This is a genomic window from Dactylosporangium sp. NPDC005572 (assembly GCF_040605515.1).
Taxonomy (GTDB): Bacteria; Actinomycetota; Actinomycetes; order Mycobacteriales; family Micromonosporaceae; genus Dactylosporangium.
Genome location: NZ_JBEXCY010000003.1, coordinates 97596 through 117234, shown reverse-complemented (window position 1 = coordinate 117234; position 19639 = coordinate 97596). Strand labels below are relative to the sequence as shown.

Genomic DNA, 19639 nt, shown 5'->3' with positions numbered 1-19639 from the left:
GGCTCACGTGACGCTGACGACCACCCGGTCCACGGAGGGGGCGAGGTCCTCGGGGTTGCTGATCGTCACCGTGTTGGCACCCTTCGCCAGGGTGAGCCGGACGGTGGCACTGGTGCAGCAGGTCAATGCCGCGTTGGTGGCCACCGTGGTACCGCTGCCGCCCCCGACGGTCACCACGGCGTCCCGCGAGCCGTTGAGGCCGTCCAGCGCGACGTACATGGTCAGCGTGTACTGACCGGCGTCCGGCACGTTCACCGCGAACGACAGGGAGCCGGTGCGGTTCTTGGACCGGCCGAGGTTGTGCACGACCCGCCCGCCGGACGCGCCCATGTAGGTGTCGACCTCGGCGCCGCCGCTCAGGCTGCCCGACTCGGCCTCCAGGGAGATCGACTGGAACGGGGTCCGCGACGCGTTCGTCCTGCTCGGCGAGGGGGAGCGGGAGGAGGAGCGGCTCGCCCGCGGGCTGCTGCGGGTCGGGGACGGTTGCCCGCTCGGCACGATGGCCGGGACGACGTCGCCCTCGGGGCCGCGCCGGTCGGCGCGGTCGGCGGTCGGGCCGGGCCGCAGGAGCCAGGCGACCGAGACGACCACGGCGAGGGTCACCGCGCCGGCGACCAGGAGGATCGGCCAGCGGTGGGCCCGGCTCTCGGTGAGCGGCGCGGGCTCGGGCAGCGTGACGACGGCCATCTCGGTCGTGTCGGCCATCGTCGGCGTGGCCGGTGCGGGACCGACCGTCGCGCGGCCGGCACTGTATGCGGGAATCTCAGCCGTCTCCCCGGAGGGTTCTGTCGGCTCGGGAAGCCACGGCCCGGTACGAAGCCGGCTGGCGTCGCCGTCGTCTCCGGTCATATCCGGATCTTCCTCCATCGATCGGGGCCGCGACCAAGTATCCGCGCGGCCCCGACCGATGACGTCCCCGGGGTCAGGACTCCACGGTTTCGGCGGCTTGTGGCAGGGGTCGGATAGCGCCCGCGACCAGGGTCGCGACCCCCAGCACCACGGCCACCGCGATGAGTGCCCGGGCCACGCTGACGTGGTCGCCCAGGAACCCGATGAGCGGCGGTCCGCCCAGGAACGCGCAGTAGCCGATCGACGCCACCACGCTCACCCGCGGCGCCGCGAACTTCGGGTCGTCGGAGGCCGCGCTCATGCCGACCGGGAAGCCCAGCGACGCCCCGGTGCCCCACAGCAGCGCGCCGGCGAACGCGACCGGCGTCGACGGGCCGAAGACGAACAGCAGCAGGCCCACCAGGCTGATCGCGGCCAGGATGCGTACCACGACCACCCGGCCGTACCGGTCGAGCAGCGCCGGGCCGAACCAGCGCCCCGCCGTCATCGCCGACAGGAACACCGCGAACACCAGCGAACCGACCGCGGCCGGGGCCTGGTGGTCGTCGATGACGGCGATCGAGATCCAGTCGATGCCTGCGCCCTCGGCGAACGCGAAGGCGAGCACGAAGACGCCGACGAGCAGCGTGCGGGTCTCGGTCCAGAAGCGCAGCGTGCCGCCCGGCGCGGTGCCGGACTGCTCGGCCGGGCCGTCAGGGATGAATCGCCGCACCATGAACGCGGTGGATGCTCCGGCGACGACGGCGATCAGTACGAGGTGGAGCGTCACCGGCACGTGCAGTGCGACCGCGGCGGCGCCGAGGAGCGCGCCTCCGACGGTACCGACGCTGTATCCGGCGTGGAAGCGCGGCATGATCGACCGTCCGAGCCCCTGCTCGACCACGGCGCCCTGGACGTTCATGGCCACGTCCCAGGCGCCGTTGGCGAACCCGAAGAGGAACAGGCCGGCGACGACCGGCGCGACGCCGAGGTGGTAGCCGGCGCCGACCCCGCTCAGGGCGACGGCGAGCAGCGCGGCCATGGCGGTCACCGTGCGGCGCGAGCCGAGCCGGGCGACCATCTGCCCGGACAGCACGAGCGACGTGATCGAGCCGCCGGCGATCGCCAGCAGTACCAGACCGAGCTGGGAAGGCTCGAGCCCCAGCTCGTCGCGGACCTGCGGGATGCGGGTGGCCCAGCTGGCCATGGCGACGCCGGCCCAGATGAAGGCGGCGTAGGTGGCGCGGGTCGCCCGCTGGAGCTCGCCGGCCGGGCGGATGAGGGTGGTCGTCACTGCGGTGGTTCCCCAATGGTGCGGGCGACGATGGCGCGGATCTGCTCCCGCGGCACCGGCGAGGTGGACAGGGTCTTGTGCATCACGAGCCCCTCGATGAGCGCGTCGACGCCACGGGCGGTGGTCGGGTCGACGAACCGTTCGAGGACCGAGCGGCTCGTGCGCATCCAGTGCTCGGTGACGTCGCGGAGGGACGGCTCGCGGAGGGCGGCGAGGTACAGCTCGTAGGCGACCGCCCAGTCGTGCGTGTCCGCGCCCGCGTCGCCGTGGATGAGGTCGGTGACCGCCTCGACGAACTGCTCGTGGGTCGCGACCCCGTCGAAGTGCGCCGCGTAGAGCACCGACATCTGCCGGGCGTACTTGCGGAAGGCCTGGGCGCGCAGGTCGTCGAGGCTGCTGAAGTGGTACGTCAGCGACCCGAGCGGCACGTCCGCCGCCGCTGCGATCAGCCGGTGCGTGGTCCCGGCGACGCCGTGCTCGGCGATGACCCCGATCGCGGCGTCGACGATGCGGTCCTTGCGGTCCGGGTCGTGCCGGCGCGGTCGCATCACAGCTCGCGGATCACGCGCGCGGGCGAGCCGACCGCGACCACGTTGGCGGGCAGGTTCTTGACCACGACCGACCCGGCCCCGACGACGGTGTTGTCCCCGATCGTGACGCCCGGCCCGACGATGACCCCGCCGCCGAGCCACACGTTGTCGCCGATGGCGATGGGCTGCGCGGCCTCCCACTTGTCCCGGCGCGGCCCGGGCTCGATCGGATGGGTGGCCGTGAGCAACTGCACGTTGGGCCCGATCTGCACGTCGTCGCCGATCGTCACGGTGGCGACGTCGAGGCTGATCAGCCCCCAGTTGGCGAAGCTGCGGGCCCCGATCCTGGTCTGGTACCCGTAGTCGCACTGGATCGGCGGCCGGATCCAGCTCCCTTCGCCGAACGCCCCGAACAGCTCGCCGTACAGCGCGAGCAGCGCGGGGTGGTCGCCCGGATCGGTGCTGTTGATCCGGTGCGTGAGCCGCTGCGCCCGCACGGACTCGTCGTGCAGCTGCGGGTCGTCGGCGATGTAGAGCTCGCCGGCCAGCATCCGCTCACGCATGCTCTTCTCGGTCATGTGTACAAACGTACACTCGCTATGTACATCTGTACACTGCCGGTTCGGGTCTCGACTAGTGCTTGGTGTGGCTCGGCTTCTTGCCGTTGGGGACGCCCGGACTGGGGTTCCCCGGCTTGGTCGGCGGCGACGTCGAGGCCGACGTCGAAGCCGGCGTCGAGGGCGAAGCGGCCGGGGCGCCGAGCAGCTGCCGGCAGTAGTCGGTGATGAAGCGCTCACCGCCGGCAGCGTCCGCCAGCCGGCGCCGGTCGGCGCCGGTCACCGGGGGCGAGTGCGGATCGGCCCGGAACGCCTCCCAGGCGCGGCACAACGTCACGAGCTCGGCCGCCGCGGACGACGGCCGGGGAGCGGCCGACGCCGGCGTGGGTGGCGGCTCGGCCACCGCGGGCGCCGGCACGCCCTCCACGAAGGAGTGCACGGTCCGCTGGATCGGATCGGGCAGCCGGCCGGTGCTGGCGGCGTAGGCCGCCGAGCCGAACGACACGCCCACCGCCGTCAGGGCCGCGAGCACCGCGAACCGTCGCCGGCGCCGCCGCGGCCGGACGGTGCCGTAGACCCGGCGGTATCCGGCGACGGCGGCCTCCTCGCCGGCGAGCTCGTGCGGCCGGGCCGGCGCCGCGGCGGCGGCGAGCAGCAACACGACGTGGTCGGGCAGCGGCTCGAGGTCTTGGGGCAGGAGATCGTGCATGTCAGCCTTCTTCGCGCCCGAGTCGGCGGGCTTGTACCTGTGGATGCTCGGCCAGCCGGCGCAGGCCGCGCAGGGCGGCCGCCCGGACCGCGCCCGGGCGCTTGCCGAGCACGCGGGCGGTGTCGGCGACGTCCAGGCCGCCGACGACGCGCAGCAGGACCGCCTCGGCCTGCTCCTTGGGCAGCGCCCCGATGAGCTTCAGCGCCCAGTCGGTGCCGTCGAGCTCGACGGCGTCGAGCGCGACGTCGCGCACGGCGCCGGTGCCGGCCAGTCCGGCCAGCTCGGCCACGTCCTCGGCGACCTCCTCGCGGCGCCGCCAGGCCCGGCGGTTCTCGTCGATGCCGCGGTGCCGCGCGATCCGGAACAGCCAGACGCGGAACGACGTCGGGTCGCCGTTGAAGCCGGCCAGGTCGCGGGAGACCTGGAGCCAGGTCTCCGACGCCACGTCCTCGGCCGCCTCGCCGCACACGACCCGCAGGTAGCGCAGCACCGGCGGATGCAGGGTGCGCCAGAGCTCGGCGAAGGCGGCCGGGTCGCCGGCGATCGCTCCGGTGAGCGCGGCGGCGAGGTCTCCGGCCGGGGCGGTGTGCTGCGACATCAACGAGGCGGTCATCGCGTCGTCGCCACGGCCGCGGCCTGGCCGGTGCGGGCCATGGCCTGCCAGCGCTGCCGGCCGCCCAGCAGCGCGGCGACCGACGACTGCACGACCACCAGGTAGAGCAGCTGGCGGTACACCACCTGCTGCAGCGGAACGGTCCACAGGGACCTCACCGGCTCACGGTCCAGGCGCAGCGCGTAGGCGGCGGCCAGGACCTGCAGTGCGGTGAACCCGCACCACACCGCCGCCACCTGCCACAGCGGGAGGAAGATCAGCCCGTAGACGGCGTAGACGTCGACGAGCGGGGCCGTCAACGGCAGCAGCATCTGGAACAGCGCCAGGTAGACCAGTCCCCGCCGGCCCAGCCGGCCGCCCGGGCCGCGCTCGCGCAGCGCCCGCCGGTGCTTCCAGGCGGCCTGCATCGTGCCGTAGCACCAGCGGTACCGCTGACGCCACAACTGCCGCAGCGAGCTCGGCGCCTCCGTCCAGGCCACCGCGTCGGCGGCGTAGACGGCCCGCCATCCGGCCCGCAGGACGGCCATGGTGAGATCCGTGTCCTCGGCGAGGGTGTCGGCGGGCACGCCGCCGGCGTCGGCGAGCGCCTCCCGGCGGAACGCGCCGATGGCGCCGGGGATCGTCGGCATGCACTCGCCGAGGTCGAACATCCGGCGGTCGAGGTTGAAGCCGATCACGTACTCCAGGTGCTGCCATCGCCCGAGCAGCCCGCTCCGGTTGGCGACCTTGGTGTTGCCGCTCACGGCGCCGACGCCCGGATCGGCGAACGGCTGCACCAGCCGGCCGATCGCGTCGGGCGCGAAGACGGTGTCGCCGTCCACGAGCACCAGCAGGTCCCCCCGGGCGGCGGCGACGCCGGTGTTCAGGGCGGCCGGCTTGCCCGCGTTCGTCTGTTGCAGCAGGTGTACCGAGGGCAGCCCGAGCCCACGGACGATGCCGGCCGTGCCGTCGGTGGAGCCGTCGTCGACGACGATGATCTCCGTGTCGGGATAGTCGTTGGCGACCAGCGAGCGCACCGTCGCGGCGATGTTCGCGGCCTCGTTGAACGCGGGCACGATCACCGACACGCGGCCAAGGTAGCGACGCCCGTACGGCGCGCGCCGGGCATGCCGCCGCGCCGCCAGCACCTGGACGGCCAGCCGGACGAGTGCCAGCCCGGTGCTGAGCACGATGAGCCACCACATGGCCGCGGCGAGCCACCGCGCGGCGGTCTGGGTCCAGCGCAGCGCGACGCCGCGGACGACGGCGCCGGTGCCCGCCGCGCCGGCCGCCGGCAGCCCGACGCCCTCGGACACCGTGACGAACCGGTAACCGCGCACCTCGGTGAGCAGCCGCCGGGTCGCCTCGACCGTCTGTGACCGGTCGCCGCCGCCGTCGTGCAGCATGACGATTCCGCCCGAGGCCGCGCCGGGCTCCGGGCGGGCCGCGTCGACGATCGCGTCGACGCCGGCCCGGCGCCAGTCCTCGGTGTCCCGGTCGGTGAGCACGGCGAGGTACCCCTCGCCGGCCGCGGTCCGCACGGTCGCCATCGCGGCGGTCGTCGACGAGTACGGCGGGCGCATGATCCGCACCGTCCGGCCGGTCGCCCCGGCGATCGCGTTCTGGGTCAGGGTCAGCTCGAGCCGCTGCCGCCAGGCGGGCTCGGCGCCCAGGTCGGGATGGGTGAACGTGTGCACCCCGAGCTCGTGACCCTCGGCGACGATCCGCCGGGTGAGCTCCGGATAGCGGTTGACCTGCGAGCCGACGACGAAGAACGTGGCGTGGGCGTGGTGCTCACGCAGCAGGTCGAGGATTCGCGGCGTCCACCGTGGGTCGGGCCCGTCGTCGTAGGTCAGGGCGATGGCCCCGGCCGTCACGGCGGCCGTCGTCACGCCGTCCGGGTCCACCCGCAGGACCGGGCCGGTCGGGGTCGCCGCCGCGGGCGGCACCGGTTGCCCGCCCTCGCCGCCGGACTGCTCGACGTACCCGTTGAGGCACAGCTCGGCGAGCAGGACCAGGCCGCCGAGCAGGAGCAGGAGCCAGTGCGCCCGGGGAGTCCTCATTTGGACCGGCTCGGCTTCGGGTTGCCGTTGCCCGGGTGGGAGGTCCTCCGGTTGCCGGGCTGGTCGGTGGTGGGCGCGGCGGCCGGCGTGGCGCCCTTCGGCGGCGGAGTCGTGCGGACGACCGGCGGCCGGCTGCTGACCCCGGTCTCCGGCCGGAGCGCGGGCACCTCGGCCCGGCCGCCCTGCCCGCTCGCGGGAAGGCCCGGCAGCGGCACCGGCGACGAGCCGAGCAGGCCCGCGATGAGCAGCGCGCCGCCGGCGATCAACAGCACGCCGAGACCCGCGCCCAGGACCGTGAACAGCCTGCGGCGCCGGCCCGTGTGATCCACGAACACCGGTTCCACTCGTGAAGGGGCGGCACCCCTGCTCCGGGCGTTACGCGTAACGCCCCGCGGGCCGGCGGCGCTCCTTCCGCCATGCGACGAGTCCTGCTCGCGGCGGTGCTCCTGGCCGCGCTCCTGCCCGCCTCGGCCGCCCACGCGGCCGTCACCTCGGCCGCCGGTACCGTGTTCGCGCCCAACCCGGTGCAGACGCTCGGCCGGCAGGACCTCACCGACGCCAAGGACGCCGACCTGCCGGCGTTCGCCCCCGCCTACCGCCGGGTGACGCTCACCGACCTGGACGGATCCGGCCGGCTCGCGGGGCGGTACGTCGTGGTCAAGAGCTCGACCGGCAAGGCGGCGACGCTGTCCGGCGGGGCGTTCCCCGACTGGCACCGCGACGCCGACCAGTTCGAGCAGGTCATGGGGTACTACTGGGTCACCACTGCCCAGCACTACCTCCAGCACCTCGGCTTCGGCCCGTCGCTGCGGCCGGTGAACCAGCGGCAGATCGAGCTGCGCATCGACCAGTACGGCGGCGACAACTCGTTCTTCCGCGAGGACAAGGCCAACATCACCCTCGGCAAGGGCGGCGTCGACGACGCGGAGGACGCCGAGGTGATCATCCACGAGTACGGCCACTCGGTGCAGGACGGCCAGGTGGCCGGGTTCGGTACGACGCTGGAATCGGGGGCGATCGGCGAGGCGTTCGGCGACTACCTGGCGGTGGCGGTGACGAGCTGGGCGACCGGCGCGCCGACGCTCACGCCGGAGGCGTGCGTCGCCGACTGGGACTCGGTGTCGTACACCGCGAGCGCGCCGCACTGCCTGCGCCGCCTCGACGGCGACAAGCACTACCCGCAGGACGTCGTCGGCGAGGTGCACGCGGACGGCGAGATCTGGTCCCGGGCCCTCTGGGACATCCGGTCAGCGCTCGGCGACACCCGCGCGACCACGCTGATCGTCGAGGCGCAGTTCGCGTTCGCGGTCGACACCACCTTCGCGGCCGCAGCCCAGGCCACGGTCGCCGCTGCGCAGCGCCTCTACGGCCCGGCCGCCGCCCAGGCGACCCGGGCGGCCTTCGCCGCCCGCGGCATCCTCTCTTAGGCCCTGCCTCCCCCATGGCCCGGGGCGAGAGGTCGCTCTCTCGCCCCGGGCGCCCCTATCGGAGCGCCTCGATCAGGCCGGTGAGCGACCGCATGAGCTCCTCCGCCTGCTCGGCGCCGAACGCCGCCTCCACCGCGCGGTGGTGCGCGGTCGCAGCGTGGTCGAGGCGGGCGACGAGCCGGGTGCCGCTGTCGGAGAGGTACACCGCCACCCTCCGCCGATCGCTGGGGTCCTGTCGCCGGTAGACCAGCGCGGAGTCGACCAGCCGATCGACGGCCTTGGTGAGCGTCGGGTGCGGCATCAGGGCCGCCTCGGCGAGGTCGCCCATCGAATGGCCGCGGCCGTCGGAGAGCGCCTGGAGGATCCGCCACTGCTCGACGGTCATCCCCTCGGCCGACAGCGCCGCGGACAACCCGCGGTTGACCGCCCGCTCGGCCTCGCTGAGCACGTAGCCGAGATGCGACCGGAGACCGACCGCCGTCACGTCATCACCCCTCTTCACCGCGGACCGATGATTGAAGATACTCGGCGCGTGGACGAGGTCACGTTGATCTCCGACCCGCTGGAGGCGCGGCTGCTCGCGCCCGAGCCGGGCCGGGCCGTGCGGGTCGGCCTGGCGGTGCCGGTGTCGGGGACGCTGGGCATGATGGGCCCGGCCGTTCTCAGCTGCGCGGGTCTCGCGGTGGCCGAGCTCAACGCCGCGGGCGGTCTCCTGGGTCTTCCGGTGGAGTTGGTACTGCTGGACGCCGGCCGCGAGCCGCGCGAGGTCGCCGCCGACGCCGCCGACCTGGTCCGCACCGGGGCGATCGCCGCGCTCGTCGGCACGCACGCCAGCGACGTGCGCGTCGAGGTGGTCAAGGCGCTCGCCGGCCAGGTCCCGTACGTCTACACCCCGCCGTACGAGGGCGGCGAGACCGCGCCGGGCGTGTACCTGCTCGGCGAGACACCGGGCCGCCAGCTGCGACCCGCGCTGGGCTGGCTGGTCGCCGCCCGCCGCGCCCGCCGGTGGGTGCTGATCGGCAACGACTACGTCTGGCCCCGGCGGCTCAACCGGGCCGCGACCGCCTACCTGCACGCGGCCGGCGCCTCCGTCGTCGCGACCCGCTACGTCCCGCTGGGCCGGCTGGACCCCGAGCCGCTGCTCGACCAGGTCCGGCGCACCCGGGCCGACGCGGTGCTGCTCACGTTGGTGGGCAGCGATCTCGTCGCCTTCAACCGGGCGTTCGCCGGCACGCGGCTCGACCAGCGCGTGACCCGGCTGTGCGCGGCGCTGGAGGAGAACGGGCTGCTCGGCGCGGGCGGTGACACGAGCGGCGAGCTGTACGCGGCGATGGGATACTTCGGCAACGTCGCCACCGACGCCGGGCTGGACTTCGTCGAGCGCTACACCCACCGGTACGGCTGGCAGGCGCCGGTCCTCAACGGCCACGCCGAGGCCTCCTACGACGGCGTCCGGCTGCTGGCGGCGCTGGCCGAGCGGGCCGGCAGCCTGAACCCGGCGCAGATCGACGCCACCTCGGACGGCACGACGGTCACCGGCGGCCGGGGCCGCTTGACGGTCGCCGGCCGGCACGTCGACCAGCCGGTCTATCTCGCCCGGGCCGACGGCCTCGACTTCGACGTGCTCCGGGCCTTCTGACCGCCCTCCGGCCGGCCGTGATCGATGGAGCGATTCGGCTGTCATGGCAGCCAGATCTCGCCATCGATCATGGGAGCGCCCACCACCGGCCACTCCACAAGCCCACACCGCCCGGCGCTCCGGCCCACGACTGTCGCTCCGGCGGAACGGCCTTCGTCTGGCGTCCGACAAATCCGACTTGTCGCCCGTGGTGACGGCCGCCTGTCCACCGGCTCCATGATCCAGGGAAACGAATGGCTGCCATAACGACCAGATGTTTCCCTGGATCATGACACCGCTCGCCGGGCTGGGCCGGGCGATCTTGCGGCGCCGACGTGAGTCCTCCTCGGCCGGGCGAAAGCGGTTGAGCCGCCACGTCGGCCGCGGGTCGGTGGCGGTGCGCTGTGCGCTGAATACGCCGACGGCGATAAATCTTGCCCCACGGGCCGGAGCCGCGATCAAGTTGGCCCGTGTGGAACCACCCCGTCCTGCGCAGGCTCCTGCCCGGCCTCGCGTTCTCGGCCCTCGGCGACGGCATGTCGCTCGTCGCCATCAGCTGGCTCGCGCTGGAGCTCGACCCGCGCCCGATCTGGGTGGCCGTCGCGGTCGCCGCCTACTCGCTGCCCAGCGCGCTCGGCGGCGTCGCGCTCGCCCGCTGGCTGCGGACGCGACCGGGAGCGCAGCTGGCCGGCTGGAACGCCGTCCTGCGCGCGAGCGCCCTCGGTGCGATCGCCGTCATGTACGCCGTCGGAGCGCTCGACATCCAAGTGTTCATCGCCCTGCTCGCCGTCTCGTCGCTGCTGGCCGCCTGGGGCTCGGCCGGCCGGTACGCCCTCATCGCCGAGCTGCTGCCCGCCGAGCGGCACGTCGCCGCCAACGCCGTGCTCACGACGATCGCCGAGTTCGCCACCATCGCCGGCCCGCCGCTCGCGGGCCTGCTCATCGCCTGGACCAACCCGGGCACGGTGATCGCCATCGATGCCGCCTCATTCGCGGTGCTCGCTCTGACGTACCGCCTCGTCCCCCGCACCCGCCGCGAACCCGAGCCCGACCGGGAACCCGTCAAGGTGACCGGCCTGATCGTCGTCGGCGCGCTGTTCTTCTTCCTGTTCGGCCCGTTCTACGCCGCGATGCCGATCCACGTCGCCCAGGACCTCGGCGGCGACGCGACGCTGCTGGGCTGGTACTACACCGCCTTCGGCGCCGGAGCCGTGGTCGGCGGCCTGCTCACCACGAGGATCCGCCGCAACCCGCCGGTCGCCGCCGTCATCGCGGCCTTCGGCGCCGCATTGCTCCCGCTCGGCCTCGGCGCGCCGCAGCCGCTCGCCATGGGCGCGTTCGCCGTCGCCGGGCTGGTCTGGGCGCCGTTCCTGCCGGTCGCCATGGCCCGGCTGCAGCGCGACACCCGCGCCCTGGCCACGTTCGGCTCGGTCGCCGCCCTGGCCGCGCCGCTCGGCACGGTCCTCGGCGGTCCGCTGGTCGAGGCGTTCGGCGCCCGCCAGACCCTGCTGATCTGTGCCGTCGCGACGATCGCGCTCGGTGCCGTCGCGGCAATCCGCGGCAAGTGAGATCTTTCCAGATTCAAGTATTCGGTCTACCGTGTGGCGACATGACCGACGCCAAACAGATCGAGCGGTTCGGATACACCCAGGAACTGCAGCGCTCGCTCACGTTCACCGACCTCCTGGTGTACGGCCTCATCTTCATGGTGCCCATCGCGCCCTTCGGCATCTTCGGCGGCGTCTTCCAGGGCTCCGGGGGCATGGTCGCCCTCGCGTACGCCATCGGCATGGTCGCCATGGTCTTCACCGCGCTCTCCTACGCGCAGATGGTGAAGGCGTTCCCCATGGCCGGCTCGGTCTACAGCTACGCCGGGCGCGGGATCGCGGCTCCGGTCGGCTTCCTCGCCGGCTGGGTGATCCTGCTCGACTACGTGCTGGTGCCCGGCCTGCTGTACCTCATCGCCAGCGTCGCGATGAACTCCGTGGTCACCGGCATCCCCGTCTGGGCCTGGCTGGTCGCCTTCGTCGTGCTCAACACGGTCGTCAACCTGCTCGGCATCCAGCTGACCGCGATCGTCAACAAGTTCATGCTCGTCGGCGAGCTGATCGTGCTGGCGATCTTCCTGGTCATCGGGGTCGTGGCGCTCGCACAGGGCAAGGGCCGCGGGTTCAGCTTCGAGCCGCTGTACAACAGCGCCACCTTCTCGTGGTCGCTCATCTTCGGCGCGGTGTCGATCGCGGTGCTGTCGTTCCTCGGCTTCGACGGGATCTCGATGCTCGCCGAGGAGCACAAGGGGGAGGCCCGGCAGATCGGCCGGTCGATGGTGGCCGCGCTGCTGCTCGCGGGCGTGCTGTTCATCGTGCAGACCTGGGTCGCGGCGCTCCTGGTGCCGGATCCGCAGAAGCTCCTCGACGAGGGCGACCCGGGCGGCACCGCCTTCTACGACGCGGCGCGGGCCGGCGGCGGCGCCTGGCTCGCCACGCTGACCGCGGTCGCGACCGCGGTGGCCTGGGGCTTCGCCAACTCCCTGGTGGCCCAGGTGGCGACCTCGCGCCTGCTGTACGCGATGGCGCGCGACCGGCAGCTTCCGTCTTTCCTGTCCCGCATCTCGGAGCGGCACAAGGTACCGACGAACGCCACCTTCGTCGTGGCGGTGGTCTCGCTCGCCCTGGGCCTGTACATGTGGTCGCGCGACGACGGCATCACCCTGCTGTCGACGCTGGTCAACTTCGGGGCGATGACCGCGTTCCTGGCCCTGCACGTCTCGGTGTTCTGGCACCATGTGGTGCGCAACGGCAGCCGCGACTGGCTGCGCCACCTGGTGTTCCCGCTGATCGGGTTCGCGATCCTGCTGTACGTCGTCATCAACGCCAAGGTCGCCGCGCAGATGCTCGGCTTCACCTGGCTGGGCATCGGCGTGGTCATCCTCGTCGTGCTCTACGCCACCGGCCGCCGGCCCCGACTCGCGGGACAGAGCAATGAGTGAGCTGCACGTCTACCGCCCCGAGCCGGACGAGCTCGCATACACGTTCGGCGGCCGGCCCCCGGTCCGCCGGGTCCGCCCCGGCGACGTGCTGCGAATGTCCACAGAGGACTGTTTCGGCGGCAGGGTGCGCAGCGTCGACGACCTCCCGACGGTCGTGTGCCGGTTTCCGTACCTCAACCCGGTCACCGGCCCGTTCCACGTGGAGGGCGCCGAGCCCGGCGACACGCTCGCCCTGCACTTCGCGTCGATCGAGCCGGCCCGCGACTGGGCCGTCTCCAGCACGTTCCCGCACTTCGGCGCGCTGACGTCGACCTCGCACACGGCGACGCTGCAGCCGCCGCTGGAGGAGCGGGTGTGGTGGTACGACCTGGACCGCGCCCGGGGAGTGGCGCGGTACCGGGCGCGCAACAGCGACTTCGCCGTCGACCTGCCGATGGACCCGATGCACGGCACGGTCGGGGTCGCCCCCGCCGCGTCGGAAGTGAAGATGACGATCACCCCCGACGCGCACGGCGGCAACATGGACACCCCCGAGCTGCGGGCCGGAGTCACCGTGTACCTCGGGGTCAACGTCGACGGCGCCCTCTTCGCGATCGGCGACGGCCACGCGCGCCAGGGCCACGGCGAGGTCAGCGGCGTTGCCGTCGAGGCGGCCATGGAGACGACGGTCGTCGTGGAGCTGATCAAGGCGGTACCGACGCCATGGCCACGGCTGGAGTCCGACGCGTTCCTGATGAGCACCGGCTCGGCCCGCCCGCTCGAGGACGCGTTCCGGATCAGCCAGCACGACCTGGTGACCTGGGTCGCCGAGCTCACCGGCCTCGACCACCTCGACGCCTACCAGCTGGTCAGCCAGGCGGGTGAGGCCCCGGTCGGCAACGTCTGCGACACGAACTACACGATGGTCGCCAAGATCCCCAAGGTGTACCTCGGGAAGGTCGCCGTTCACGACGGTGTCCACGACCGTTTGCGGAGGATCGCCTCGACTCTGTGAGGTTCCGCGCTAGGTTTGGCCCATGAAGCTGGGTCTGCACTACTGGAACTTCTCGACCCCGGCGGAGCCGACCGCCATTGCACCGACCCTCCGCGAGACCGCGCAGATCGCCGACCAGGCGGGAGTGGACTCGTTCACCGTCATGGACCACTTCTTCCAGATGGAACACACGGCCCCGGCCGAGGAGCCGATGCTGGAGGGCTACACGACACTCGGCTACCTCGCGGCGGTGACCTCGCGGATGACGCTCGGCCTGCTGGTGACCGGGGTGATGTACCGTCACCCCGGCATCCTGGCCAAGACCGTGAGCACGCTCGACGTGCTCTCCGGCGGCCGGGCCCGGCTGGGCATCGGCGCGTCCTGGTACGAGCGCGAGCAGCGCGGCCTCGGCGTCCCGGTCGTCCCGGTCGCCGAGCGCTTCGAGCGCCTGGAGGAGACGCTGCAGATCTGCCTGCAGATGTGGAGCGACGACAACGGCCCCTACGAGGGTCGCCACTACCAGCTGGCCGAGACGCTCAACTCCCCGCCGACCCTGACCCGCCCGCACCCGATGATCATGGTCGGCGGCGGTGGCGAGAAGAAGACGCTGCGCCTGGTCGCGAGGTACGCCGACGCCTGCAACATCTTCGGCACCTCGGCCGCAGACGTGGAGCACAAGCTGTCGGTGCTCCGCGAGCACTGCGCCGCGGAGGGCCGCGACTACGACACGATCGTCAAGACGGCCGTGGTGACCCGGCCGGCCCTGGTGGATCCCGACGCCTGGCTGGCCGACGTCGAGGCGTTCGGCAAGCTGGGCATCACGGAGGTCATGCTCATGCCCGACCGCAACCCGGTCGAGTTCATCACGGGCGTGGCCGAGCAGATCGTCCCGCGGCTTGCCCAGCTCCCCTGACGTCCTCCTGGTCAGCACGCTGCCCGGCCTCCTCCGCCCCGCGCGCGAGACCCTTCACCTGCCGGGCGGCGCGCTGACCCTGGGCGAGATCGCCGGCCTGTCGGTGGCCGTGTCGTCCGCCGCGACGACGGAGGCCCGGTGGGTGATCATGGTCGCCCTGGCACCGTCCCGCCCACCGGTCCGCCCGGCCGACGTGATCGTCCCGGTGGACGGGGGCGTCGACCCGGCCCTGCTCCGGATCGCCCGCGAGGTCGATGAGGACGACTGGCTCCCGGAGCACTACTCCCCGGTCGCGCATTTCGACAGCGCCCGGCTGCTCGGCGCGCTCTCGCCGGCGGCCGGGGCGGGCCTGGCGATCTACGGCGCCGCCCCATCCGGCATCCCGGGGCCGCTCCGAGCCGACGCCGGCGACGCGGCGGTGTCCTTCACTCGCGCCGTTGTCACCCATCTGGGGCGGTCCGAGCGCGGCTGAGGGCGTCCGGCGAGCGCCGCTAGGAGTACCGTGACGCGGTGCGGACTATCGGGGTCACCGCGCTGCTGCTGCTCGGCGTCGCCGGGCTGTTGACCATCGCCGTGCGCGGTGCGCTGCACGACCGGGACCAGACCCGCGGGACGGTGACCGTCACCGGCTGCACCTTCGAGGCGTACGGGCGCCACGGCGACACCTATCGCTGCCGCGGACGCTTCGCCGGCCCGTTCGACGTGGCCGCGGTGTCGTTCTCCAACCTGGGCGACCTGCCGCCCGGCGCGACGGTCGAGGCGGCCGTCTCCGGGCCCGGCGACGACACCGCCGACCTGGTCAGCGAGGGGTATTGGCGGCTGGTGCTCACCCTCGGCGGCTCCCTGGTGCTGCTGGGACTGATGGCGGCCCTGTGGCGGGCGCGGTCGGGTAGATTGGCCCGGTGATCATCGCGCCGACCCGACTCGCGTTGATCCGCGCCGGGATCGTCGTGGCCGTCGTGGCCGTGCTGGCCGTCGAGGTGCTGTCCCTTTTCGATGCTTTGCATCGCGTTTCCGTGGCCGTGCTGTGGCTGCTCGGTCTGGCCTTCGCGGTCGCCGCGCTCCGCCGCGCCCGCCCGGCCTGGCGCCCGTTCTGGCGCGACCTCGGGCGGCTGGAGCGATCGATGGTGGTCGCGCTCGGCGGATTCTTTCTCGTCGATCTCGTGATCGCCGTGGTCGCGCCGCCGAACAACTTCGACTCGCAGACCTACCACCTGCCGAAGATCGAGCACTGGGTCGCCCACGGCAACGTCGACTTCTACCCGACGATCGCCGATCGACAGCTGGCGATGGCGCCCGGCGCCGAGTACCTGCTGTTGCACCTGCGGCTGCTGACCGGCGGCGACTCGCTCTACAACCTGGTGCAGCTCGCCGCCGGCGTCGGCGGGGCGCTGATCGCGTCCCGGATCACGGCGCAGCTGGGCGGTGCCCGCCGGGCGCAGCTGGTCGCGGCGCTCGTCTTCGGTAGCGCACCCATGGTCCTGCTGGAGGCGACCAGCACCCAGACGGATCTCGTGGTCGCCCTCTGGGTCGGGACCGTGGCCACGCTGGTGCTCGACGAACTGCACCGCCGCACCTCGTGGCCGGCAACCCTGCTGATCGCCGCCGCCGCCGGACTGACCCTGCTGACCAAGGCGACCGGCCTGCTCGCCGCCGGCCCGCTGCTGGCCGTGTGGTGCGTCGCCCAGGTCCGCCGGGGCGCCGTGCGCGGCGTGCTGGGCGGCCTGGCGGTGGTGGCCGGCATGGCGCTGCTGTCGGGGCCGTACCTGTGGCGGGTCCAGACCACCTACGAGAACCCGCTGGGCCCCGACCATCTGCGCGACTCGATCTCGATGCAGCGCCACGACCCGGCCGCGGTCCTGGTCAACGCGCTGCGCATCACCGAGACGGCGCTGCAGACCCCGCTGGGCCCGGTGGGGTCGGGCGCGATCAAGGGCGTGGCCGGCCTGCTGGGTGTGGACCCGTCCGACCGCGACATCACGTACTGGGGAACCACCTACCCGTACCGCTCCTGGCCGCCGGACGAGGACCGCGTTTCCCTTCCGGTCCAGGGCGCCCTGGTCCTGTTGGGCGCGGCGGTTCTGCTGTTCCGCCGCGGCGGGCCGCGCCTGTACGCCGCCGTCTTCTGGGTCGCCGTCCTCGCCTACGTGGTGACGGTGAAGTGGCAGCCCTGGGGCAACCGGCTGATCCTGTTCCTGCTCCTGCTCGGCGCACCGCTGGCCGCACTGTGGATCGACGCGCTGCTGGCGAACCGCCGCCGCGTCGTCTCCTGGACCATGACCGGCGTCCTGGCCGCCGGCGCGCTGGCGGGTGCGGCGGCGGTGTCGGTCGGCTGGCCGCGCCGCCTCGTCGGCCAGGACAACATCTTCACCACGCCCGAGCTGGAGCAGCGATTCGTCCGGCGGCCGCAGTGGCAGCAGGACTACGTGACGGCCGCGGCGGCGATGCGCGCGGCGGGCGCGCACCGGATCGGTCTGTTGCAGGGCTACAACACCTGGGAGTACCCCTGGTGGGTCCTGCTGCCGGGCCGCGACATCGTCCCGCTGCAGTCGCTGCAGCCCGACCTGCCGTCGGCCCCGATCGACAGCGTCGACGCGGTGCTGTGCCTCGACCCGCCGAAGGGGTGCGCCTTCTACCTGCCGCCGAGCTGGCCCGGCGGCACGGCCGGCACGGTCACCTGGGCCATCCGCCCCCGATAGCTACGAGGCCGCCGGCTCGGCGACCGGTTCGACCTCGACGGGGTCCGGGTCCGGGCGGCGCGTCGCGAACGTCTCGCCGGCCACCAGGACCAGCCAGATGGCGCCGTTCGTGCCGCCCAGCACCCAGTCCTCGGTCGCGATCGTGGGGACCGCGGCCGCCGCGGCGACCGTGAACCACAGCGCCGGCAGCGAGCCGTCCGGGCGGCGGCGGGCGGCGTGCCACAGCAGCAGCGCCAGGCCGACGCCGAACGCGGCCGCGCCCAGGACGCCACCCCGGCGGAAGGCGCCCACCGCGGCGTTGTCGGTGTTGAGCTGGCGGCGCGGCCCCTCGGGCGGGTTGCCGTCGTCGAGCCGCTCGACGACCGCGCGCGAGGTGCGGGCGTCGCCGAAGGCCTTTTCCGCCCAGCCGGCGGCCTTCCAGTCGACCCAGACCTGCCGCCAGGTGTCGGTGCGGCCGCTGGTGGCATCGCCGCCGCCCGGGTTGAAGCGGTCCTTGAACAGGAACTGGCTGCCGCCACCGACCGTGAACACGATCGCCAGCACGACGAACGGGGTCGCCATCGCGATCCAGGCGGACCGGCCGCGCTCGGCGTCGGCGGCACCGGTCCACCGGCGCCACAGGGTCACCGCCACGTAGAGCCCGGCGGCGGCGGTGGCGAAGACGAAGCCGGTGCGGGAGTCGCTGATCGAGAGCACCAGCGCGGCGAGGGCGGCCACGCCGAAGCGCTGCCAGGCCGCGAACGCGCGGTCGAAGCCGATCCGGATCCCGGCGATGACCATGAAGCCGGCCAGCGAGTTCGGGTGGTAATACAGGCCCGGGCCGCCCCAGAAGCGGTCGGTCATCAGGCGGGCCGAGGCGTTGTCCGGGATCGCGTGCCGGGCGTCGAAGAGGCTGCCCGCGCCGACCAGCAGCAGGGCCGCGATGCCCAGCAGGATCGCGGCCGCGATGCCGACGCTGAGGTCCCTGCGCTTCTTCGAGGTGATGGCGACGATCGCCAGCACCGCCAGGGTGAAGACCCCGGCGTAGGCCACCCGCTGCCCGGCCACCTTGACGTTGGCCACGAGCAGGGCGCCCAGGATGCCGAAGATCCAGTACGCGAGGCCCAGCCAGGCGGCGCCGAGGCGGGGGAGTGCGCGGCTGTTGGCCAGCCACGGCCACGCCCACACGGCGAAGACGACGACCTCCACCCCGAGGACCGCCCAGATGACGATCGGCCGGTCGGTCGAGGTCCAGGTGAGCATGCCGGCGAGCACGAACAGGCCGCCGAGCACGCCGCCCTGCAGCGTCAGGCCGGGCAGGCTGAGGGCCAGGCCGGCCACGGCCATCGCGATGAGCGCCGCGGCGAACGCGGCGGCGGACTGGCCGGGGGAGTCGGTGCGGCCGTACTCCAGGCCGGCCGCCACCAGCGCGACCACCACCGATGCGCCGGCGAACGTCAGCAGGCGGGAACGGGTCATTGGGCGGGTGCGTCCTTGCCGCGCTGGCGGCTCAGGAAGAAGTCCCGCACGATCCGCCGCGGGCCGGCCGGGACCAGCCACACCTGGAGGAACGTCACATAGTCGGTGAAGCTCGGCTTGCCGTGCCGCCGCGCCTCGCGCAGCAGGTCGAAGAAGACCCGCGGGCTGCGGCTGGCCGCGGCCATCGAGCCGACCACGCTCATCGCCAGCGCCGCGTAGGCGCGCGGCGTCACCCGCGGCCGGGTCTGCTGGAGCCACTCCAGCGACTGCTTCCACGGCGCGTCGAAGCTGATCCGCGGGCGGTTCTCGTCCGCATACCAGATCACCAGCGGCTCTTCCGCGTAGATCAGGTCGACGCCCTCCTCCTGGAGGCTGCGGAGGGTCCAGTCGAGCTCCTGGAGGCGGCGCAGCCCGACGGCGAACGGCACCTTCCGCAGCAGGACGGTCGGCGCCATGATCGTCGAGGTCTGGATGAACCCGTCGCCGTGGAAGAAGCCGTGGCGGACCGCGAGGTACTCGCTGATCGGCTCGCCCGGCGCCGGCACCCGGCGCGGCATGATCAGCTCGGCGCGCGGCGTGCGCATGTAGAGCCGGCTGCCGACGATCGGCAGCGGCACGTTCGCCGCGCGGGCGCGGCCCAGCTGGGTGGCGAGCTTCTCCGGCAGCCACTCGTCGTCGTCGTCCAGGAACGCGACCCAGTCGGCGTTCGCCGCGTCGACGCCGTGGTTGCGCGCCGCGGGGGCGCCGCCGGACGCCGGCAGCTCGATCGGGCGGACCCGCTCGTCGCCGACTGCCTCCAGCGCTGCAACCGTGGCCGGGTCGGGCCCGTCAATGATGACGACGACCTCTATGTCCTGCACCGTCTGGGCGAGTGCGCTGCGCACGGCGCGCACCACGAGCTCCGGTCGGTTGCGGGTCGGGATGACGACACTGACCTCGGGTCTTTGCACGATGACCAATCCGTCTCGGTTTCTAGCTCGGCGGCCTGA

The 19639-nt window shown here is 73.1% G+C and carries 20 protein-coding genes; 9 read left to right on the top strand and 11 right to left on the bottom strand.

All coding sequences use genetic code 11. The features are described 5' to 3' along the window. Positions 1 to 3 precede the first annotated feature (3 nt). From ABZS66_RS02795 to ABZS66_RS02760, 8 genes are all read right to left on the bottom strand, one after another. Positions 4 to 849: a CBM35 domain-containing protein gene (locus ABZS66_RS02795; protein ID WP_354754491.1), complete on the bottom strand. Its 846-nt coding sequence runs from the start codon at positions 847 to 849 to the stop codon at positions 4 to 6. Between the two features lie 73 nt (positions 850 to 922). Continuing rightward, positions 923 to 2122 (bottom strand): MFS transporter, encoded by a 1200-nt coding sequence (locus tag ABZS66_RS02790; RefSeq protein ID WP_354754489.1) that lies wholly within the window; start codon positions 2120 to 2122, stop codon positions 923 to 925. After that, entirely contained in the window at positions 2119 to 2670 is a 552-nt protein-coding gene (locus ABZS66_RS02785; protein ID WP_354754487.1) for a TetR family transcriptional regulator, read from the bottom strand. The genes ABZS66_RS02790 and ABZS66_RS02785 overlap by 4 nt, the downstream gene beginning before the upstream one ends. Further along, positions 2670 to 3230, bottom strand: coding sequence for a sugar O-acetyltransferase (locus ABZS66_RS02780; protein WP_354754486.1), 561 nt, complete (start codon positions 3228 to 3230; stop codon positions 2670 to 2672). Before ABZS66_RS02780 ends, ABZS66_RS02785 begins: the two co-directional genes overlap by 1 nt. 55 nt (positions 3231 to 3285) lie before the next feature. Beyond that, positions 3286 to 3918 carry a hypothetical protein gene (locus tag ABZS66_RS02775; protein ID WP_354754485.1) on the bottom strand — a complete coding sequence of 211 codons (633 nt, stop codon included), beginning with the start codon at positions 3916 to 3918 and terminating at the stop codon, positions 3286 to 3288. Position 3919: 1 nt separating this feature from the next. Then, positions 3920 to 4531 carry a sigma-70 family RNA polymerase sigma factor gene (locus ABZS66_RS02770; RefSeq protein ID WP_354754483.1) on the bottom strand — a complete coding sequence of 204 codons (612 nt, stop codon included), beginning with the start codon at positions 4529 to 4531 and terminating at the stop codon, positions 3920 to 3922. Further along, on the bottom strand, positions 4528 to 6573 hold the full coding sequence (locus ABZS66_RS02765; RefSeq protein WP_354754481.1) for a bifunctional polysaccharide deacetylase/glycosyltransferase family 2 protein: 2046 nt from the start codon (positions 6571 to 6573) through the stop codon (positions 4528 to 4530). The genes ABZS66_RS02770 and ABZS66_RS02765 overlap by 4 nt, the downstream gene beginning before the upstream one ends. Further along, positions 6570 to 6908, bottom strand: a complete 339-nt coding sequence (locus tag ABZS66_RS02760; protein WP_354754480.1) for a hypothetical protein — start codon at positions 6906 to 6908, stop codon at positions 6570 to 6572. The genes ABZS66_RS02765 and ABZS66_RS02760 overlap by 4 nt, the downstream gene beginning before the upstream one ends. Positions 6909 to 6989: 81 nt before the next feature. Between ABZS66_RS02760 and ABZS66_RS02755 the strand changes: the two genes are divergently transcribed. Continuing rightward, positions 6990 to 8000: a M36 family metallopeptidase gene (locus tag ABZS66_RS02755; protein WP_354754478.1), complete on the top strand. Its 1011-nt coding sequence runs from the start codon at positions 6990 to 6992 to the stop codon at positions 7998 to 8000. 55 nt (positions 8001 to 8055) lie between these two features. On the opposite strand, the gene ABZS66_RS02750 is transcribed toward ABZS66_RS02755, so the two are convergent. Then, entirely contained in the window at positions 8056 to 8484 is a 429-nt protein-coding gene (locus ABZS66_RS02750) for a MarR family transcriptional regulator (RefSeq protein WP_354754477.1), read from the bottom strand. Between the two features lie 48 nt (positions 8485 to 8532). On the opposite strand from ABZS66_RS02750, the gene ABZS66_RS02745 reads away from it, so the two are divergent. The 8 genes from ABZS66_RS02745 (at position 8533) to ABZS66_RS02710 (ending at position 17192) form a co-directional block, all read left to right on the top strand. Then, a complete protein-coding gene (locus ABZS66_RS02745; RefSeq protein WP_354754475.1) occupies positions 8533 to 9639 on the top strand; it encodes a substrate-binding domain-containing protein in 1107 nt (368 codons plus the stop codon). Between the two features lie 449 nt (positions 9640 to 10088). Continuing rightward, a complete protein-coding gene (locus tag ABZS66_RS02740; RefSeq protein ID WP_354754473.1) occupies positions 10089 to 11186 on the top strand; it encodes an MFS transporter in 1098 nt (365 codons plus the stop codon). Between the two features lie 41 nt (positions 11187 to 11227). Then, on the top strand, positions 11228 to 12607 hold the full coding sequence (locus tag ABZS66_RS02735) for an APC family permease (RefSeq protein ID WP_354754471.1): 1380 nt from the start codon (positions 11228 to 11230) through the stop codon (positions 12605 to 12607). Beyond that, entirely contained in the window at positions 12600 to 13601 is a 1002-nt protein-coding gene (locus ABZS66_RS02730) for an acetamidase/formamidase family protein (RefSeq protein ID WP_354754469.1), read from the top strand. The genes ABZS66_RS02735 and ABZS66_RS02730 overlap by 8 nt, the downstream gene beginning before the upstream one ends. A 22-nt stretch (positions 13602 to 13623) precedes the next feature. After that, positions 13624 to 14493: an LLM class F420-dependent oxidoreductase gene (locus ABZS66_RS02725; protein WP_354754468.1), complete on the top strand. Its 870-nt coding sequence runs from the start codon at positions 13624 to 13626 to the stop codon at positions 14491 to 14493. Further along, entirely contained in the window at positions 14477 to 14965 is a 489-nt protein-coding gene (locus tag ABZS66_RS02720; RefSeq protein WP_354754466.1) for a hypothetical protein, read from the top strand. The genes ABZS66_RS02725 and ABZS66_RS02720 overlap by 17 nt, the downstream gene beginning before the upstream one ends. A 38-nt stretch (positions 14966 to 15003) precedes the next feature. Beyond that, positions 15004 to 15399 (top strand): hypothetical protein, encoded by a 396-nt coding sequence (locus tag ABZS66_RS02715; protein ID WP_354754464.1) that lies wholly within the window; start codon positions 15004 to 15006, stop codon positions 15397 to 15399. Then, the gene (locus ABZS66_RS02710; RefSeq protein WP_354754462.1) at positions 15396 to 17192 is read left to right on the top strand and encodes a hypothetical protein; all 1797 of its coding nucleotides are present in this window, start codon (positions 15396 to 15398) and stop codon (positions 17190 to 17192) included. Before ABZS66_RS02715 ends, ABZS66_RS02710 begins: the two co-directional genes overlap by 4 nt. On the opposite strand, the gene ABZS66_RS02705 is transcribed toward ABZS66_RS02710, so the two are convergent. Beyond that, the gene (locus ABZS66_RS02705; protein ID WP_354754460.1) at positions 17193 to 18650 is read right to left on the bottom strand and encodes an O-antigen ligase family protein; all 1458 of its coding nucleotides are present in this window, start codon (positions 18648 to 18650) and stop codon (positions 17193 to 17195) included. Beyond that, positions 18647 to 19600 (bottom strand): glycosyltransferase family 2 protein, encoded by a 954-nt coding sequence (locus tag ABZS66_RS02700; protein ID WP_354754459.1) that lies wholly within the window; start codon positions 19598 to 19600, stop codon positions 18647 to 18649. Before ABZS66_RS02700 ends, ABZS66_RS02705 begins: the two co-directional genes overlap by 4 nt. Positions 19601 to 19639: the final 39 nt, after the last annotated feature.

What these genes read in the sequence shown, in the direction of transcription:
- ABZS66_RS02735 (WP_354754471.1), top strand. Translation starts at nt 11,228, where the DNA reads ATGACCGACGCCAAACAGATCGAGCGGTTCGGATACACCCAGGAACTG.
- ABZS66_RS02795 (WP_354754491.1), bottom strand. Translation starts at nt 849, where the DNA reads ATGACCGGAGACGACGGCGACGCCAGCCGGCTTCGTACCGGGCCGTGG.
- ABZS66_RS02770 (WP_354754483.1), bottom strand. Translation starts at nt 4,531, where the DNA reads ATGACCGCCTCGTTGATGTCGCAGCACACCGCCCCGGCCGGAGACCTC.
- ABZS66_RS02705 (WP_354754460.1), bottom strand. Translation starts at nt 18,650, where the DNA reads ATGACCCGTTCCCGCCTGCTGACGTTCGCCGGCGCATCGGTGGTGGTC.
- ABZS66_RS02785 (WP_354754487.1), bottom strand. Translation starts at nt 2,670, where the DNA reads ATGCGACCGCGCCGGCACGACCCGGACCGCAAGGACCGCATCGTCGAC.
- ABZS66_RS02780 (WP_354754486.1), bottom strand. Translation starts at nt 3,230, where the DNA reads ATGACCGAGAAGAGCATGCGTGAGCGGATGCTGGCCGGCGAGCTCTAC.
- ABZS66_RS02730 (WP_354754469.1), top strand. Translation starts at nt 12,600, where the DNA reads ATGAGTGAGCTGCACGTCTACCGCCCCGAGCCGGACGAGCTCGCATAC.
- ABZS66_RS02765 (WP_354754481.1), bottom strand. Translation starts at nt 6,573, where the DNA reads ATGAGGACTCCCCGGGCGCACTGGCTCCTGCTCCTGCTCGGCGGCCTG.
- ABZS66_RS02725 (WP_354754468.1), top strand. Translation starts at nt 13,624, where the DNA reads ATGAAGCTGGGTCTGCACTACTGGAACTTCTCGACCCCGGCGGAGCCG.
- ABZS66_RS02755 (WP_354754478.1), top strand. Translation starts at nt 6,990, where the DNA reads ATGCGACGAGTCCTGCTCGCGGCGGTGCTCCTGGCCGCGCTCCTGCCC.
- ABZS66_RS02775 (WP_354754485.1), bottom strand. Translation starts at nt 3,918, where the DNA reads ATGCACGATCTCCTGCCCCAAGACCTCGAGCCGCTGCCCGACCACGTC.